This window comes from Cognatishimia sp. 1_MG-2023 (assembly GCF_030548175.1).
Lineage (GTDB): Bacteria > Pseudomonadota > Alphaproteobacteria > Rhodobacterales > Rhodobacteraceae > Cognatishimia.
In genome coordinates this window covers 135,254-151,379 of sequence record NZ_JAUORX010000002.1, presented here as the reverse complement: position 1 = coordinate 151,379, position 16,126 = coordinate 135,254, and the positions used below count along the sequence as shown (strand labels likewise).

Here is a 16,126-nt window from a genome sequence, read left to right as displayed (position 1 = left end):
AAGTTAGTTCAGGGTCGACGATTAGGCTAGGATGCCCATGATGTCGGACTCTTTCATGATCAGCAGCTCTTCACCGTCGATGGTGATTTCAGTGCCGGACCATTTGCCGAACAGAACTTTGTCGCCTGTGGAAACGGCTGGTGTGATCAGCTCGCCGCTGTCTTTACGTGCGCCTTCGCCAACAGCGATGACTTCACCTTCAGCAGGCTTTTCTTTTGCGGAATCTGGAATGATCAAGCCGCCAGATGTTTTCTCTTCGCTTTCAGTGCGACGAACAACAACGCGGTCATGCAGCGGTGTAAATGCCATGGTGTAGGTTTCCCTATTAAGTTTCTCCCTCACTCCGAGCGGAGCGATTAGCACTCCCTACCGGCGAGTGCTAACAGCGAAATAGCTAGGGTTGGAATTCACGGGAGTCAACACGAACGTTCAAATTTTATTCACGTAACAAATCGGCAGCGATCTTTTGCCCCTCAGGGCTTAGTCCATAAACACCACGCGCGCGCTTTTCAAACCAGCCGTAGTGATTGTTGTACATAATGTTCGTGGCCTTAGGCGCAGCCGCTTCTTTGGCGACATCGCTGCCCCGGCACTCGCCATGCTCTGCCAAGTAAACAGCGCAGCGCTCGGCCTCTTGCTGATACCCGGTAACTACAGTGCCACGGGTGCCGCCTTTGTTCGGGTCTCCAACCCGGCGTTCGAATTCCTTAAGCAGTGCGCCCTTGCGGGGCTTTGACTTTCGCGGTTTGAATTCGGCGGGGTCCGCATGAACTTGAACAGTACCTTCACCAAGGTGAACGGACATCACGCCAATGCCTAGCCGCTTACACAGACCGACATTTCCCTTGAAGGTCCGCCAACCGGATTTTCCCTTCCAACGAGGAACTGCAACATAGACCCAATCACTCACCCGCTGACGCGCGACAGCCTGCTGCAAAAGCGTCAATGAAAACCCAACCTTCAACTCGACAATCACGGGGTCTTCGCCTGCGCGACAGGCCACAACATCAGCCGCACCGATTTCGGCCTTCACTTCAAAGCCCTGCCCTTCCAACCAAGTTTTGACCGGCCCGTATAAGTCAGTCTCTTTCATCGCGCCTCCTGCTACTTAAAACTTAACGGTCCAGTCGCAGAACCGCCACCCCAATCACCTTTCATTAAATACTCTGGGGTGAGCGGTGAAACGCAGTTTCGGCGCGAGGGGCAAAGCCCCTCTTTGACCTGTCGTCGCAGGACAGCATTGACGGGTGACAACCCCCACGGACACACATATAACCGCCGCAAATTCGCAATTTCTCGCATGAGGGACAGATCATGACGATCCAAGTTTTCGGCCATAAATCACCTGACACAGATTCCACCGGTTCCCCAATCATCTGGGCTTGGTACCTGAACGAAATCAAAGGCCAAGCGGCCGAGGCAGTCCTATTGGGCGAGCCAAACACAGAGGCGCTGTTTGTTATCAACAAATGGGACTGCCCAAAACCACGTATCGTGACTGAGTTCGCTGAAGGTCAGCAGGCTGTGATTGTTGACACCAACAACCCCGCGGAACTGCCAGACAACGTAAATGCGCTCGACGTTCTTGCGATCATCGACCACCACAAACTGGTGGGTGGCCTGGAAACCAAAGGTCCGATTGATATTACAATCCGCCCGTTGGCCTGCACCGCGACAATCATGCATGATCTTATGGGTGACGACGCAGCAAAAATGCCAGCATGGGTCAAAGGTTTGACACTGTCTTGCATCCTGTCTGACACCTTGGAATTCCGCAGCCCAACCACAACAGACCACGACAAAGCCTTGGCAGAGAAACTGGCGGCTGATCTTGGTTTGGACATTACAGCCTATGCGGCTGAGATGTTTGCAGCAAAATCCGACGTATCCGCGTTTTCTGACGCAGAGCTGATCCGTATGGATTCCAAGGAATATGCCGTTGAGGGAACAAAGTTCCGCGTGTCGGTTCTGGAAACCACTGCGCCAGCGATTGTTCTGGATCGCCAAGCCTCCATCATGGAGAGCATGACAGCGGTTGCCGCCGAAGATGGTGTTGATCAGGTTCTATTGTTTGTTGTCGACATCTTGAACGAAGAGGCGACACTGTTTGTACCAAACGATCTGGTGAAAACAGTCGCTGAAAAATCCTTTGGGGCGACAGTGACTGGTGATGCGGTGGTTCTGCCGGGCATCATGTCGCGGAAAAAGCAAATCATCCCAAATCTGAAAGTCTAATCCACTCGACAGATTGTTATGAAGGCGCCCCACAGTGGGCGCCTTTTTTGTTCATAAAGAATAAATGGCTTTTCCCATTGCCTTCTCTTTCGTTGCCAGCAAGGTTGGCACAAATTCCGATCAATGTGGTATTCGCCCGCTAGTACACCCATGGGACCTTGTAAAATGACCAAAATCATCACTCAGCTTTCCGAAATATCTGACCGCTATGACGCTCTGTTTGTCGATCTTTGGGGCTGCATGCACAACGGCATCGACGCCTTTCCAAGTGCTGTGAAAGCCATGCAAGATTACCGCGCAAAGGGTGGGATTGTGGTTTTGGTGACAAATTCTCCCAAACCGCGCGCAGGTGTAATGGAGCAGCTGGAGCAATTTGGCGTGCCCGTTGATGCCTATGACACCATCGCGACTTCTGGCGACAGCGCACGGTCAGCGATGTTTCAGGGTGCCATTGGTGAAAAAGTCTACCTCATGGGTGATTGGGCGCGTGACGAAGGATTTTTTGAACCGCTCAGTCTTTTGGACAGCCCGGTTCACATTCAAAAGGTGCCATTAGCAGAGGCCGAAGGCATAGTGTGCTGTGGTCCGAATGATCCGATGGCAGATCCTGCCGTGAACCGTGCGGATTTCTTATATGCCAAGACGAAGGGCATGAAACTGCTTTGCGCCAACCCTGATATTGTCGTGGATCGCGGCGAGGTTCGGGAATGGTGCGCGGGTGCTTTGGCACAGCTTTATACTGAGATGGGTGGTGAAAGCCTGTATTTCGGGAAACCTCATCCGCCGATCTATGATCTGGCCCGCCGCCGTCTGGCCGCGATCAATCCAGATATTACCGATTCTCGTATTTTGGCGATTGGCGATGGCGTGTTGACCGACATTCGCGGCGCAATGGGTGAAGATATCGATTCATTGTTCATTTCTGGTGGTCTTGCAGCTGCAGAAACCGAAACGTCGCACCAACCGGATGAAAAGGCACTAACCGGCTACCTTAAAAAGGAAAAATCCAACCCAACGTTCACAATAGGACATCTTCGCTGACCTAATTAGGGCTTGATTTTCTGCAGTTGCGAAGTAATAAAGTTGCTCAAATGAGTGAATCGTAGCTCAATTCTTTCATGCCCGATGAATCGGAGGTCGAATGTTGGATAATCTGCCACGTGGTACAATCTGTATCGAAGACATTGAAATGGGCATGATGCGTTATGTCCAAAAGGTTGTAACCGATAAAGACATTGAGATGTTTGCCGAGGTCTCGACCGACTGCAATCCGGTTCATCTGGATGATGACTATGCGCAAGACACGATCTTTGAAGGTCGGATTGCACATGGCATGTTAACCGCTGGCTTGGTTTCTGCCGTTATTGGCGAGCAACTTCCGGGTCACGGCACTATCTACATGAGCCAGAATTTGAAATTTTTAGCCCCTGTGCGCCCAGGCGATCTGGTGCGTGCAGAGGTTGAAGTCACCGGCATCGAAGTGGATCGTCGCCGTGTGAAGCTGGATTGCCGCTGCATGGTGGATGGTAAGAAGGTTCTGATTGGCGAAGCAATGGTTATGGCGCCATCGCGTAAGTTCGACTGATCTGGTGTGAACAGATGGGGGCTTTGCCCCCTCTTGGCCTTTGGCCAATTCACCCCCAAGGTATTTTGATCAAGAACAAGCATAGGGCACAGCTGACGTTGTGATGTGGCTTGCATGCTTTGACTGGGGACGCTAACCCTTCGCCATGCGGATCGTGCGAGATTATCAATTTGTGAACCCTAAGGATCAGGGTGCCAGTGTGGCCATCGGAAATTTCGATGGCGTGCATATCGGGCATCAATCCGTCATTAAATTGGCCCGTAAAGCTGCGCCTGAAGCGCCTCTGGGTGTGATGACCTTTGAGCCACATCCGCGGTCCTATTTTGCCCCTAGCGCCCCGCCCTTTCGCCTGACCGGCCCTGAAGCGCGCGCGCATCGTCTGGAAAAGCTGGGAATTGAGCGGCTTTATGAGCTGCCCTTTAACGCGGCTTTGGCTGGGCTCGCACCCCGCGAGTTTGCAGAAGCGGTGATCGTTAAGGGATTGGGATTGACCCATGTTGTAGTTGGGGCTGATTTTTGCTTTGGTAAAGGGCGTGCAGGGACGGCCGAGGATTTGAAAGCCTTTGGCGAAGAGCTTGGATTTGGCGTGACAATTGCACCATTGATAACCGGTGGTGAAGGCCAAGTCTCGTCCACCAACATCCGAAATGCGTTAAGTGATGGGCGCCCTCGGGATGCTGCAGCGATGCTAGGGCATTGGCATCGCATAGATGGCCCTGTGATTGGCGGCGAGCAACGTGGGCGCGAACTGGGGTTCCCAACGGCGAATATGTCGATTGAGGGGCTTCATCCGCCTAAATTTGGCGTTTATGCAGTTTTGGTGGATATTCTAGAGGGGCCACACAAAGGCACCTATCATGGAGCGAGCTCTATCGGGGTGCGCCCGATGTTTGGCGAAAACCAAGCTAATATCGAAACCTTCCTATTTGATTTTTCCGGTGACCTGTATGGCACCCACCTATCCGTTGGCTTGGTTGATTACCTGCGACCGGAACTCAAGTTTGACGGCCTTGATGCGCTGATTAAACAAATGGACGCGGATTGCCAGCAATGCCGTGAAATATTGGCAGCCCTATGAGCAAAGATCCAATCGACCGTCAGGGGCTTGCACCAAAGTTCTGGGAACGAAAGCCCTTGGGCAAGATGAACCAGAAGGAATGGGAGTCTCTTTGTGATGGTTGTGGGAAATGCTGCCTGAACAAACTTGAAGACGAAGACAGCGGTGAAGTTGCACTGACCCGCGTGGCATGTCGCCTACTGGATGACAGCAACTGCCGCTGTGCCCAGTATGATATTCGCCATGAATTCATCCCCGAATGCATCGTTCTAAAGCCCGACAATCTGGACACCCACGCCTATTGGATGCCGCGCACCTGTGCGTATCGTCTGTTATGGGAAGGCAAACCGTTATTTGACTGGCACCCGTTGATTTCGGGCTCTGCTGAGTCCGTGCATAAAGCGGGGGTCTCTGTGAAAGACATTACTGTTTCTGAATTCGAAGTCCCACTGGAAGAGTGGGAGGACTACATCATCGAGGAACCAAGCTGATGTATTTCGCATCGGACAATGCGGGGATTGCTCACCCGGAAGTTATGGCTGCCGTTAATGACGCAAACAAGGGCTATGCGTTAGGGTATGGCCTAGATAACCTGACGCAAGACACTGTTGCGCAAATTCGTGCAATTTTCGAAGCGCCTGAAGCATTGGTCTATTTGGTGCCGACTGGGACTGCCGCGAATGCTTTGGCGCTGGCGTGTTTGGCTCAGCCTTATGAGACAATATTTTGCGCGCCAATGGCCCACATTCAAGAGGATGAATGTGGTGCGCCTGAATTCTACTCAGGTGCAAAGCTCAGCCTTGTTGGGAATACCGATAAAATCCAGCCGGATGATTTCACAGCGGAAATTGAGCGTAGTTTGGCGCGGGGGTTTCAGGGGATAAAGCCCGGTGCCTTGTCCTTGTCACAAGTGACGGAATTCGGGCAGATCTATTCCGTTGATGAAATAAAAGCCCTGAGTGACATTGCGCATGCACATCAGTTGGGCGTGCATTTGGACGGAGCGCGGTTTGCCAATGCGATGGTTGCGTTGGATGTATCGCCAGCTGAGATGTCTTGGAAAGCTGGAGTAGATGCAGTCAGTTTTGGGGCAACTAAGAACGGTTGTTTTGGGGTTGAAGCCGTTATTCTTTTTGATCCGGCAAAAGCGGTTGAGTTTGAGGCTCGACGCAAACGTGGTGGGCATTTGATGTCCAAGCACCGTTATTTGGCCGCTCAGATGCAGGGTTACTTGGCGAATGATCTGTGGACTCGTTCTGCAGCGCGTTCGAATGCGACGTGCGCGAGGTTGGTCAAAGCATTGCGATCCATTGATGAGGTCGAATTTGACTCTGAGCCACAGGCGAATGTGATCTTTTGCAATATCTCAGTCGACGCGCATCAACGGTTAGTTGATGCAGGTGCCATGTACAGCGTTATCGGAGAGGCCGATCAACGCGTATCAATACGGCTGGTTTGTGATTGGGCCTTAAAAGACGCGCATATAGATCAGTTTTTAAAGATTTTGAGCGACTTAGCTTAGGCGCGCCAGAAGTTTGGCGTGAGCATCGCGTAGACCGCTAGAAGCTCTAACCGTCCAATCAGCATCCCAATTGCCAAGAGCCATTTGGCCGTGTCGTTGAGCGAGCCGAAGTGGCCCGCTGGGCCGATGGTATCGCCAAGACCCGGGCCTATATTGGCTATCGCAGATGCGGCGCCAGAAAGCGATGTTATGAAATCCAGGCCGGTCATACCAAGCAAAACGGCCAGAATGCCCAACGTCACAATGAAGAACACAAAGAAGACCATGACAGAATTCAGGACATCTTCGGATACTGGGCGACCTTGATAGCGAGGGGTGAAGATACCACTGGGAGTGTGAATCTTTTGGAGCTGCACTTTGATCGTTGCAAACAAAAGCTGATAACGGAAAATCTTGATTGAGCAGGCCGTAGACCCCGCACAACCGCCGATCAACCCCACGAAGAAAAAGACTGCAATGAGGAATGGTCCCCACAGCATGTAATCCGCGCTGGCGTAGCCTGTGCCGGAAATAATGGAGGTAATATTGAACAGGCTTTCGCGGAAGGCTTGTTCAGGTAGTTGGATTTCGTTTGCCGACAGAACCATTGTTGAAATGACAACCAAGACCCCAATCGTGATCAGAAAAACATGAATTTGACTGTCGCGTATTAAGGCGTGGCCATTGTTGTTGATCAGCTGAACGTAGCGTACGAATGGGAGTGCCGAGAGGATCATAAAGACGGTGGCGACATATTCCGCCACGCCTGAAAATGTGCCAAATGATCCGTCGTAATTTGAAAAGCCCCCTGTAGAGACGGTGGTCATTGCATGGACCAGCGCGTCAAACGTGCTCATGCCGGTCATCAGGTAACAAATCGCACAGACGATGGTTAGGCTGATGTAGATGGTTGAAATACTTGACGAAATCTGAGTGGCGCGGGGTAGAATTTTACCCATGGTATCAAAGCCTTCGGATCGAAAGATCTGCATCCCACCAACCCGGAGTTCCGGAAGGAATACCATCGCTACAACAATGATGCCGATGCCACCGAGCCACTGAAGAATACCACGCCACAGCAATAGGCCTTTGGGCAGCGTATCGAGGCCAGAAATAACGGTGGACCCAGTTGTGGTGAGGCCTGACATCGCCTCAAAAAACGCATCGACGAAGCGCGCTTCGGTGGCTCCAAGCACAAAGGGTAACGCGCCAAACAACGGAAGCGCCAGCCAGACTCCGGTTGTTAGAAGAAAGGTTTGTTGCAGTGTTAGGCCGGGGCGATTGCCCCCGCTTTGACAAGACAGCCCGACAAGGCCACCGACAAGAACAGTCAGCAAGGCACTTTCTAAGAAGGCGGGCCAGTGGCCGTTGCCTTCGGCAATATCAAGCGCCATGGGGATCAACATGGTGAGCCCAAGCATGGCCACCAACAGGCCGATCACATATCCGACGGGTCTAAAATCAAGCATTGTGGCAGGGTTGGCCCGAGCGCGAGGCCGTGTCAAGCACTTGCGCTTGCTGACAAATCACATTCGGAGGCATGGCGACACAATTGGTGCGCGTGTGAAACAGGCCACGGATCGCCACGCGGCGATTATCCGACGTGGAATAACGTGGTAAATAGCTTTGGATCGATTGACCCTGAAACGAAAGTGTCGCCCTCTGTCAGGATCGAAACGGCATCGTGGCTGTGCAAGCTTTCTTGATGGCTGGCAATGACACGGAAATCACCGATGCGGTCATCTTGCTGTAACTCGCGGCAAAATAAGCGTGCAGCATCTTCGACAAAGATTGGATTTGCGGCATTAAGCTCTGCAAAGGCTTGCTCGTCTTCGCGTTTCACCATGACCTGTGTTTCGGTAGGAATGGCCCGGCGAGCCATATCAATTAAATCTTCGAACCAAAGGCGGCTTAGGGTTTTGGTTACAACAGAAATCCGCGCGACGGAGCGTTGTGAATGTGGTGTTGCCATCTGTCCGCGGGATTGGCGGGCGTGTTCGGAAAGCTCTAGCGAGCATGGGCATGTGGAAGAGTAGACGTAATCCAGATGCATGATCTTGAGGGACTTACCGCCCATTTCGACCTTTTCCATCGCAATGTCGTAGTACTGATACCCTTCCAGACCAGACCGAAGCGAAGCGATTTTCATCGGGTAACGGAAGCGCATTTGGATGCGGGCATCGAAACTATCAAGATCGGCTTTGTAGTCAGCGAGCGCATGTTCCAGCACTTCGAAACTGAAGGTCTTTTCGGCATGTTTGTAAAACGAGCGCATGATGCGGCTCATGTTGATGCCTTTTTTGTCCTCTTCGAGACTCACAGTGCCGGTAACAGAGGTTTCCAGTGTGACATCCCCGCCTTCGCGGGTGCGGTAGGAAATCGGCAAACGGAAGTTGGAGATCCCAACGTGTTGAATTTGTTTTTTGGCACCTTTGATTAAGCTTGTCGGGCCGTTTTGCAAGTCTGGCAATGTCGCCTTATAGGCTTCATCAACTACGAAATCTGTTGGATACTCGCGGTTAAGATCCGGGTAATTTGTCAGCTCAAATCCGGGAAGAAGACGTGAGATCGCCGGATTAAGTTCCGCAACTTCAGTCGCAGATACGGACTTCGCCCATTTGCGCAGGTCATTGAGCGCCTTTTCTGCGTCCTCGCGAGAGACCGGCAGATCGGTTTTTGACCGTTGAATATTCATACCCATTCCCATTCGCATCAGGCTTTAACTTTAGCTTAGCGAGTTATCGTCGCAAACGTCAATTACGCCTCAAATACGTACTATTGCGTCGCAAGAAAAGGCGAATAGGCAAGAATTGTACGATCCGGGTCCGGGTCTCTATATGTTTGCGCTGCGATAACGGCTAAAGTCTATCGAAGGGCTTGCTCGATTGCCTGCGCTATTCCCAACAGAACGCGATCTTGTCCCGGCAAGGCATCGCACTCTAGACCAACAGGCAATCCACCCCCAACAGGACAAGGGATTGAGATACCAGGCGCGCCAATGTTGGTAATTGGATCGGTATTGCGCACATAGGTTGGAAACGTACCGTAGTTCTGGCCGTTAATTGAAACCTGTTCATCCTGACCAATGGGTCGTGCGGTTATGGGGGTAGTGGGAAATATCATACCCGTTAGATCATTATCGTTAAATAGCTGATGATACTTTTGCTTCATCGCTGGAATATGTGTGTTGATGGCCTCTTGGTAGGCTGAAAGCTGTTGTGCGCTATCTGGTCCAATCGCTGCAAATACTCTGGCAACGTCGGGTGATTTAATCTGTGACACCAGCTGGTCAAACGAAATGTGCGGCGCATACTCCTTGAGGTATTGCGCCAAACCTTCTTTGCTCTCGACCGCGACGAGAGGAGAACTGGTGACTTTGTTCAGCTCAAGCAGTTCAGACGCATCAACTTCGACAAGCGTCACACCTGCCTTAACCAATGCGTTTAGAGCGCTTTCAATGACGGCTTCTACTTCTGGGTCTAGCGTGTCGTAATATCCCTTTGTCGGCACACCTAACCGGATGTTACCAAGATCAACCCCGGAAATCGGGCTGGATTCAGCGGCCAAAACGCTATCCATCAATGCAATGTCACGCACAGACCGCGCAAGGCTTCCGACTGTATCTTTGGTACGCGAAATAGGTATCACCCCATTTTGCGAATACCGGCCGCTGGATGGTCGATACCCGACTGTTCCGCACAAGGCAGCAGGAATTCGGCATGACCCGCCCGTGTCGCTGCCTAAGCCCATAGGGAATATACCCGCGCCAATGGCAGCGGCAGTGCCGCCAGAAGAACCACCAGGAATCAAATCAGGGGCTGCTGGATTATGAATTGCACCAGTTGCCGCGTTGTTTGATGTGATACCAAAGGCCAACTCGTGCATTCCGGCCTTTGCACCAATAAGGCCTCCAGCGCTGTCGATCATTTTGACCACAGGTGCGTCACTTTCTGGTACATGATCTAGCAACGCAGGAGTGCCTGCAGAGGTCGGAAAACAAGTGGTGTTAATGTTGTCTTTAGCCACGATAGGCAATCCAGCCAATGCACCCTTCGGATGGTTAGACAACGCGCTGCTCATCCGGCTTTTTAACGTAGATGCATCAAAGAAGCTGATTGCGTTCAGGGCGCTATGGGCTTGAACCTGGTCGGTAATAAATTCAGCATAGGCTTCGGTCGAAAGAGTTTCTGACTGAAATCCTGCAATAACGGCGGTCGCATCAAGGCTTGAATAATCTTGGGTCATGCCCATTGGTATCATTTGCAACCAACTTATTCACCAATAATCTGTGCTATCCACAAAAAAACCGCCCACGTTATAAACGCGAGCGGTTTTCATATTGATATTGTGAAGCCTTAGAGCTGTGACGCATCCAATGCCGCGCTGAGGTCGGCAATGAGATCATCAGCGTCTTCTAGGCCCACAGAAAAGCGAACGAGGCCCGGACTTATGCCAAGCTCATCTTTTAGCTCGTCGCTTAGGCGCTGGTGGGTTGTGGTGGCAGGGTGGGTCGCGATGGATTTTGCATCACCCAAGTTATTTGAAATCACCGCAATCGTCATTGCGTTCAAGAACTTGAATGCAGCCTCTTTGCCGCCTTTGATGTCCAGCGAAAGGACCGTGCCGCCCTTGCCGCCAAGCTGAGTTTGCACCAGCGCATTTTGGGCGTGATTTTTCAGACCAGGGTAGATCGCGCGGATTAACGCTGGATGGCCTTGCACAGCCTCCGCAAGCTTAAGAGCTGCGTCCGCTTGTGCGCGCACACGTAGATCAATGGTTTCAAGACCCTTCAGCATGATCCACGCATTGAACGGGCTAAGAGAGCCACCAGTGTGCTTCATGTAAGGCTCAAGCGTGCCGCGGATGAAATCTTTGGTTCCCAAGACAACACCGCCAAGCGCGCGGCCTTGGCCGTCGATGTGCTTTGTTGCTGAGTAGACAACAACATCAGCGCCCTGCTCGATTGCTTTAGAAAAGACTGGTGTTGAAAACACATTATCCACCACCACCAACGCACCAACAGAATGCGCGATTTCGGACACACCTTTAATGTCGATGACTTCGAGGGTCGGGTTGGACATGGATTCGAAGAAGCACAGCTTTGTATCTGGGCGAACAGCGGCGCGCCATTCGTCAAGGTTTGGACCGTCCACAAAAGTAACTTCGACGCCAAAGTTCGAAAGGATGTTTTCCAAGATATGTAGGCAAGAGCCAAAGAGTGCTTTGGCGGAAACGACGTGATCACCGGCTTTCAACACCGATGTCAGGGCACCGTTGACCGCAGCCATACCGGAAGCTGTTGCAAACGCGTCTTCCGCACCTTCTAGAAGAGCGATACGCTGTTCAAACATAGAGACGGTTGGATTGCCATAACGGGCGTAGATGAACTCATCCGGGCCAGTTTCGATGAACCGTGCCTCGGCTTGTTCTGCATTATCGTAGACAAAACCCTGCGTCAGAAAGATTGCTTCGCTGACTTCATTATACTGGCTCCGGCGGGTACCGCCGTGCACGAGCTTTGTGCGTGTGTTCCAGTTATCCATCTCTTACTCCTTCACGCAGATCCAATGCGCATAAAAAAACCCCCAACGGCCAAGCGTAAGGGGGTCCCTCTCGTCCTGACCTCTTTAGCGGAATTCGGGTGTTAAAACCACGTGGCCCGCAATCCGGTAAACAAATCGCCACTGATGTGTGGTTTACTGTGCACCCGTTGTTTGGTCAACACCGAGGTACTCGTTTACGCTGATTGGGGGGTAAATAGAGCCTCAGCCCGTAATTCACCAAACGCTTTAGGCAATACTACGGGCTACTGGATTTGAAGGCTTGGGATGCTTCCGCGATCGAATTCTACTTTGCGGAACGGGCTTGCGCTTGAAGCTCAAGACCCTTGGCTTGGCAAATATTATCGGCATCACTTTTGGTCATGCTCTCTGGATGCGCGATGGATTCATCCCACATAACTCTTTCGGCGGTATACAGCTGACACGTCACCGTCCCACTTTCGCTTTTGACTTTAACCGGAGTGGATTCATATGGAGTGCGGTCGCACGCCGATAAGGTTGCTGCAAACCCGATCACTATCGCCGTTTTTGCGAATTTACTCATAACTCACCTCATGAAACAGGGCCCTATCCGAGCCGCATTTATTATCAATATCATGAGCCTAGACACAGAATTGCGGCGGGTATAGCCCGCCATATTCCAAATCGTCAGAGGTGATGTTAGGTCAGCAACTTTCCCCGTAAATCGAAGGAAGTACTCCGGTCTTTGAGTCTAAGTCTCTTTGTCTTCTTCAAGGCCGTACCGAGAAAACACGCCCGTTTGGGTCATAAAGAAAACGAACACCGCAGCCGATAAGCCAAAGGTTTTGAAATAGACCCATGTATCCGTTGATTGCGTGCGCCAGATGATTTCGTTGAGCACGGCAAGCCCTAGGAAAAAGGCTGTGAGGCGTTTTGTGAGGATCATCCACCCCTCATCTTTCAGAGGGAGCATCTCTTCCATGACGTATTTTAGATAGCTTTGACCGCGCAATAATCCAAAGCCCAACATACCGCCAAACAATAGGTAAATCATTGTCGGCTTCATTTTGAAGAACCGGTCATCATTAAACCAAACCGAAAGACCACCAAAGATCGTTACCAATACGAGCGTCGCGATTTGCATCCGAGAGGCGTGCCCTGTTAGGCGCCATAGAATGAATGTCGTGAGCGCCAGCAAGGGTACAAATGCAGCGGTGATTATGATGAAACCATCATATTCCGTCCCGCCGAAAGTGAACGTCTGCTCCCGCAGTTTTAGATACCCAATGAAGAAAAGTATTATGGGGCCGAATTCCAGCACGGTTTTTAACATCGGATTGATCTTTTTACCGGCCATTTCGGGCTCCTTCTGGTGTTCTGCTCATGTGGGGTCTCAACCGCCCAGTTCAACTATCACGGCGCCGATTGCGATCAAAGCCATCAATGCAATGCGACGGGGGCCAACAGTTTCTTTGAGAACCAGCCAGCCGATCAAAGCGGCAAAAACGGTTGAGGTTTCGCGCAAGACGGCAGCCTCACCGACTTTATCAAGGCGCGTGGCCATCATCACTGATCCGAATGAGGCAAATGCAACCAACCCGCCAATCACACCGCGCAGCATAAGAGGACCAATGGACGGAGGAGCAATCATGCGCCGATAGCGCACAAATGCGATGCACGGCATAACGAGGCCATCAATCAAGAAGAACCAAGCTAAAAAGGTGAAAGGGTCCGCAGTCGCGCGGATTCCGTAGGCATCGTAGGTGGTGTAAAAAGCGACAAAGACGCCAGTTAAAAACGCCAGCATAAGCGCTGCAGGTAGCGTGGCTCGGTCGGCTTTCAAGAAAACCATGTTATACAGCGCAAGGCCGAATATACCCACCAACAACACAGCGATGCCAAGCCATTGGATCAAGGTAAACGTCTCTTGGAAGATGAGATAGGCGCCGATTACAGTGATCAAAGGGCCAGTACCGCGGACAACAGGGTAAACGACTGTATAGGCGCCTTTTGTGTAGGCAAATGCTTGCAACAGCTTGTAGCCAATGTGGATGACAAAAGCCCCGAAGAAGATCGGCCACATATGTGGCTCTGGCCAAGGCACAACAAAAAGGGCAAAGGGTGCCGCCATGACGGCGTAACTGATGTCAATTGCGCCGCGCGTTAACCAAGGGTCATGACGCCCCTTTTGCAAAGCACCAAATATGGCGTGCAAAAAAGCGGCACTCAATGCAAGAACCAGCGCTAAATTATGCCCGGCCTCGGTACCTTCTAGGGAAATAAGCCATTCGCTCACGGGCACATGCCTGTGGGCTTAATCATCTTTCAAACCTGTAAGGGCCTTGGCAAATTCTTGGGGATCGAACGGAGAGAGATCGTCAATTTTTTCGCCAACGCCAATGGCGTGGATAGGCAATCCGAATTTATCCGCTAGGGCGACGAGAACACCGCCTTTGGCTGTACCGTCTAGTTTTGTCATGACGAGACCAGACACATCCGCCAACTTTTGAAAAGTTTCAACTTGGTTCAATGCGTTTTGGCCGGTTGTCGCATCGAGAACCAGCAAAGTGTTGTGCGGTGCTGTTTCATCCTTCTTGCGGATAACCCGAACGATTTTAGACAGCTCTTCCATCAAATCAGCACGGTTTTGCAAACGGCCTGCCGTATCAATCATGAGCAAGTCTGCACCAAGTTCTTGTGCTTTGGTCATGGAATCGTAGGCAAGGCTTGCAGGATCAGACCCTTCTGGCGCAGTCAAAACCGGAACCCCGGCGCGATCACCCCAAACTTGAAGTTGTTCCACTGCAGCAGCGCGGAAGGTATCGCCTGCGGCAATCACCACGGATTTTCCGGCGTCTTTGAACTGGCTCGCCAGTTTGCCAATCGTAGTCGTTTTACCCGACCCATTTACGCCAACGACCAATACGACTTGCGGCTTTTGAGGGTATAGCGGCAACGGCTTAGCCACGCTGTCCATGATGCGCGAGATTTCATCGGCCAGCAGGGTTTTGATTTCCTGTGTTGAGAGGCGCTTACCAAATCGGCCCTCAGCAATATTGGCGGTCACACGCAAAGCGGTATCAACACCCATATCAGAGGCAATAAGCAGCTCTTCGAGCTGCTCTAGCATCTCGTCGTCCAGTACACGTTTAACGACCGGCGCTGCTGGAGCACGTCCAGTGAGGCGACCAATCAAGCCGGGTTTCTTCGGTTTCGGAGATGGGGCCGCTGCCGGTTTCGCAGTCTCGGGCTTTGGCGCGGTTACTTCGGTTGGCGATTCAGATTTAAGCTGCTCAGCTTCTGGCTCTGGCGACGCAGGGACAGATTGCTCAACCGTCTCAGCAGCGATTTCCTCACCGCCATCTTCTACAATTGCGTCCAGCCCCTCTTCGATACGAGAGGATGATTTTAGCAAACGATCCTTGAGCTTTGAGAAAAACGCCATTTGGGCCTCCGGAATTCCTTATCCTCACCTAATGTGCTTTGCCTAGATTGAAAAGAGTGGGTTCGCAAAGCCAGTGCCAGCAAGGATTGCGGCTTGTGCGATCAGGTAAAATAGCCAAGCGGCCACGTCGGCGGCCCAAGCCCAGCGTGACGTTTCATCCAGACGAAAAATGCGCAAGCCAAACAGCACGCTTGAGGCAATGAATGCTAGGGCGCCGACAGTCGGGAGGACACTGTTTGGGATCATCAGGGCGGTTGTCGCCATGAATGTGAGCGACAAGACATAAAGCCGAACAGGCCATTTCATGCGTTCTACGTGGGGTGTGAGCCAGAATTCGGTAGATATGGCCACACCCAAGATAGCAACGATGATCCACCAAGGCGCGGTATCGCCCTCTATTTGTGATACGAAGTGTAGCCCATAGATTAAGTGGGTAATTGCGAAGGCAAATAACCCAATCAGGATTGCGCGACGCCCTTTGCGCGAAAATGCAATGCCTCCACCCCCTGAAAAAGCCAAGGCCGCCAATACGGCAGGGGCCGCGAAATTCGCGATCCCGGCCACAAAGAAAGCGATAATTGGGAGGGGCTTAAATCCAGTTTTTATCCAAGACGGTTGCCGGTAGCATAGAAACACCGCGAAGATCAGGCCCAGAACAAGGCCCGTTACCAATCCGCCAAACATCAAAGATTGGCGCAATGCGATTTCTTGCATGAGAGTCATAGAGGGCCTCTGGTCACTTTTGACGCCACCCTATGATAAACGGATCAGATTCGCCCGC

17 protein-coding genes are annotated in these 16,126 nt (G+C 51.8%); 6 read left to right on the top strand and 11 right to left on the bottom strand.

What is annotated here, in order from left to right; translation table 11 throughout:
* Positions 1–21 precede the first annotated feature (21 nt).
* Together Q4544_RS03730 and Q4544_RS03725 are read right to left on the bottom strand one after the other, a co-directional pair.
* On the bottom strand, positions 22–309 hold the full coding sequence (locus Q4544_RS03730; RefSeq protein WP_303504141.1) for a co-chaperone GroES: 288 nt from the start codon (positions 307–309) through the stop codon (positions 22–24).
* 127 nt (positions 310–436) lie between these two features.
* Positions 437–1,093 carry a DUF2161 domain-containing phosphodiesterase gene (locus Q4544_RS03725; protein WP_303504140.1) on the bottom strand — a complete coding sequence of 219 codons (657 nt, stop codon included), beginning with the start codon at positions 1,091–1,093 and terminating at the stop codon, positions 437–439.
* Positions 1,094–1,314: 221 nt separating this feature from the next.
* Here Q4544_RS03725 and Q4544_RS03720 point away from each other — a divergent pair, with 221 nt between their 5' ends.
* From Q4544_RS03720 to Q4544_RS03695, 6 genes are all read left to right on the top strand, one after another.
* Positions 1,315–2,235 (top strand): manganese-dependent inorganic pyrophosphatase, encoded by a 921-nt coding sequence (locus Q4544_RS03720; protein WP_303504139.1) that lies wholly within the window; start codon positions 1,315–1,317, stop codon positions 2,233–2,235.
* 165 nt (positions 2,236–2,400) lie between these two features.
* On the top strand, positions 2,401–3,276 hold the full coding sequence (locus Q4544_RS03715) for a TIGR01459 family HAD-type hydrolase (protein WP_303504138.1): 876 nt from the start codon (positions 2,401–2,403) through the stop codon (positions 3,274–3,276).
* Positions 3,277–3,376: 100 nt separating this feature from the next.
* Positions 3,377–3,820 (top strand): MaoC family dehydratase, encoded by a 444-nt coding sequence (locus Q4544_RS03710; RefSeq protein ID WP_303504137.1) that lies wholly within the window; start codon positions 3,377–3,379, stop codon positions 3,818–3,820.
* A gap of 145 nt (positions 3,821–3,965) precedes the next feature.
* Positions 3,966–4,898: a bifunctional riboflavin kinase/FAD synthetase gene (locus tag Q4544_RS03705; protein WP_303504136.1), complete on the top strand. Its 933-nt coding sequence runs from the start codon at positions 3,966–3,968 to the stop codon at positions 4,896–4,898.
* A complete protein-coding gene (locus Q4544_RS03700) occupies positions 4,895–5,368 on the top strand; it encodes a YcgN family cysteine cluster protein (RefSeq protein ID WP_303504135.1) in 474 nt (157 codons plus the stop codon). Before Q4544_RS03705 ends, Q4544_RS03700 begins: the two co-directional genes overlap by 4 nt.
* Positions 5,368–6,399, top strand: a complete 1,032-nt coding sequence (locus Q4544_RS03695; RefSeq protein WP_303504134.1) for a low specificity L-threonine aldolase — start codon at positions 5,368–5,370, stop codon at positions 6,397–6,399. The genes Q4544_RS03700 and Q4544_RS03695 overlap by 1 nt, the downstream gene beginning before the upstream one ends.
* Here the strand turns inward: Q4544_RS03695 and Q4544_RS03690 are convergent.
* The 9 genes from Q4544_RS03690 to Q4544_RS03650 form a co-directional block, all read right to left on the bottom strand.
* Complete coding sequence (locus Q4544_RS03690) at positions 6,396–7,847, bottom strand: TrkH family potassium uptake protein (protein ID WP_303504436.1); 1,452 nt, start codon at positions 7,845–7,847, stop codon at positions 6,396–6,398. The genes Q4544_RS03695 and Q4544_RS03690 overlap by 4 nt on opposite strands.
* Positions 7,848–7,972: 125 nt before the next feature.
* Positions 7,973–9,073, bottom strand: coding sequence for a GTP cyclohydrolase FolE2 (folE2, locus tag Q4544_RS03685; protein WP_303504435.1), 1,101 nt, complete (start codon positions 9,071–9,073; stop codon positions 7,973–7,975).
* A gap of 170 nt (positions 9,074–9,243) precedes the next feature.
* Positions 9,244–10,623 carry an indoleacetamide hydrolase gene (gene iaaH, locus Q4544_RS03680; RefSeq protein ID WP_303504133.1) on the bottom strand — a complete coding sequence of 460 codons (1,380 nt, stop codon included), beginning with the start codon at positions 10,621–10,623 and terminating at the stop codon, positions 9,244–9,246.
* 110 nt (positions 10,624–10,733) lie between these two features.
* Positions 10,734–11,921 carry an O-succinylhomoserine sulfhydrylase gene (metZ, locus tag Q4544_RS03675; RefSeq protein ID WP_303504132.1) on the bottom strand — a complete coding sequence of 396 codons (1,188 nt, stop codon included), beginning with the start codon at positions 11,919–11,921 and terminating at the stop codon, positions 10,734–10,736.
* Positions 11,922–12,225: 304 nt separating this feature from the next.
* On the bottom strand, positions 12,226–12,483 hold the full coding sequence (locus Q4544_RS03670) for a hypothetical protein (RefSeq protein WP_303504131.1): 258 nt from the start codon (positions 12,481–12,483) through the stop codon (positions 12,226–12,228).
* A 168-nt stretch (positions 12,484–12,651) separates the two neighbouring features.
* Positions 12,652–13,257: an inner membrane-spanning protein YciB gene (locus tag Q4544_RS03665; protein WP_303504130.1), complete on the bottom strand. Its 606-nt coding sequence runs from the start codon at positions 13,255–13,257 to the stop codon at positions 12,652–12,654.
* A 36-nt stretch (positions 13,258–13,293) separates the two neighbouring features.
* Positions 13,294–14,196: an EamA family transporter gene (locus Q4544_RS03660; protein ID WP_303504129.1), complete on the bottom strand. Its 903-nt coding sequence runs from the start codon at positions 14,194–14,196 to the stop codon at positions 13,294–13,296.
* Positions 14,197–14,214: 18 nt separating this feature from the next.
* On the bottom strand, positions 14,215–15,345 hold the full coding sequence (ftsY, locus tag Q4544_RS03655; protein WP_303504128.1) for a signal recognition particle-docking protein FtsY: 1,131 nt from the start codon (positions 15,343–15,345) through the stop codon (positions 14,215–14,217).
* 42 nt (positions 15,346–15,387) lie between these two features.
* Positions 15,388–16,068, bottom strand: coding sequence for a lysoplasmalogenase family protein (locus tag Q4544_RS03650; RefSeq protein WP_303504127.1), 681 nt, complete (start codon positions 16,066–16,068; stop codon positions 15,388–15,390).
* Between the last annotated feature and the right edge of the window lie 58 nt (positions 16,069–16,126).

What these genes read in the sequence shown, in the direction of transcription:
- Q4544_RS03730 (WP_303504141.1), bottom strand. Translation starts at nt 309, where the DNA reads ATGGCATTTACACCGCTGCATGACCGCGTTGTTGTTCGTCGCACTGAA.
- Q4544_RS03725 (WP_303504140.1), bottom strand. Translation starts at nt 1,093, where the DNA reads ATGAAAGAGACTGACTTATACGGGCCGGTCAAAACTTGGTTGGAAGGG.
- Q4544_RS03720 (WP_303504139.1), top strand. Translation starts at nt 1,315, where the DNA reads ATGACGATCCAAGTTTTCGGCCATAAATCACCTGACACAGATTCCACC.
- Q4544_RS03715 (WP_303504138.1), top strand. Translation starts at nt 2,401, where the DNA reads ATGACCAAAATCATCACTCAGCTTTCCGAAATATCTGACCGCTATGAC.
- Q4544_RS03710 (WP_303504137.1), top strand. Translation starts at nt 3,377, where the DNA reads ATGTTGGATAATCTGCCACGTGGTACAATCTGTATCGAAGACATTGAA.
- Q4544_RS03705 (WP_303504136.1), top strand. Translation starts at nt 3,966, where the DNA reads ATGCGGATCGTGCGAGATTATCAATTTGTGAACCCTAAGGATCAGGGT.
- Q4544_RS03700 (WP_303504135.1), top strand. Translation starts at nt 4,895, where the DNA reads ATGAGCAAAGATCCAATCGACCGTCAGGGGCTTGCACCAAAGTTCTGG.
- Q4544_RS03695 (WP_303504134.1), top strand. Translation starts at nt 5,368, where the DNA reads ATGTATTTCGCATCGGACAATGCGGGGATTGCTCACCCGGAAGTTATG.
- Q4544_RS03690 (WP_303504436.1), bottom strand. Translation starts at nt 7,847, where the DNA reads ATGCTTGATTTTAGACCCGTCGGATATGTGATCGGCCTGTTGGTGGCC.
- folE2 (WP_303504435.1), bottom strand. Translation starts at nt 9,073, where the DNA reads ATGAATATTCAACGGTCAAAAACCGATCTGCCGGTCTCTCGCGAGGAC.
- iaaH (WP_303504133.1), bottom strand. Translation starts at nt 10,623, where the DNA reads ATGACCCAAGATTATTCAAGCCTTGATGCGACCGCCGTTATTGCAGGA.
- metZ (WP_303504132.1), bottom strand. Translation starts at nt 11,921, where the DNA reads ATGGATAACTGGAACACACGCACAAAGCTCGTGCACGGCGGTACCCGC.
- Q4544_RS03670 (WP_303504131.1), bottom strand. Translation starts at nt 12,483, where the DNA reads ATGAGTAAATTCGCAAAAACGGCGATAGTGATCGGGTTTGCAGCAACC.
- Q4544_RS03665 (WP_303504130.1), bottom strand. Translation starts at nt 13,257, where the DNA reads ATGGCCGGTAAAAAGATCAATCCGATGTTAAAAACCGTGCTGGAATTC.
- ftsY (WP_303504128.1), bottom strand. Translation starts at nt 15,345, where the DNA reads ATGGCGTTTTTCTCAAAGCTCAAGGATCGTTTGCTAAAATCATCCTCT.
- Q4544_RS03650 (WP_303504127.1), bottom strand. Translation starts at nt 16,068, where the DNA reads ATGACTCTCATGCAAGAAATCGCATTGCGCCAATCTTTGATGTTTGGC.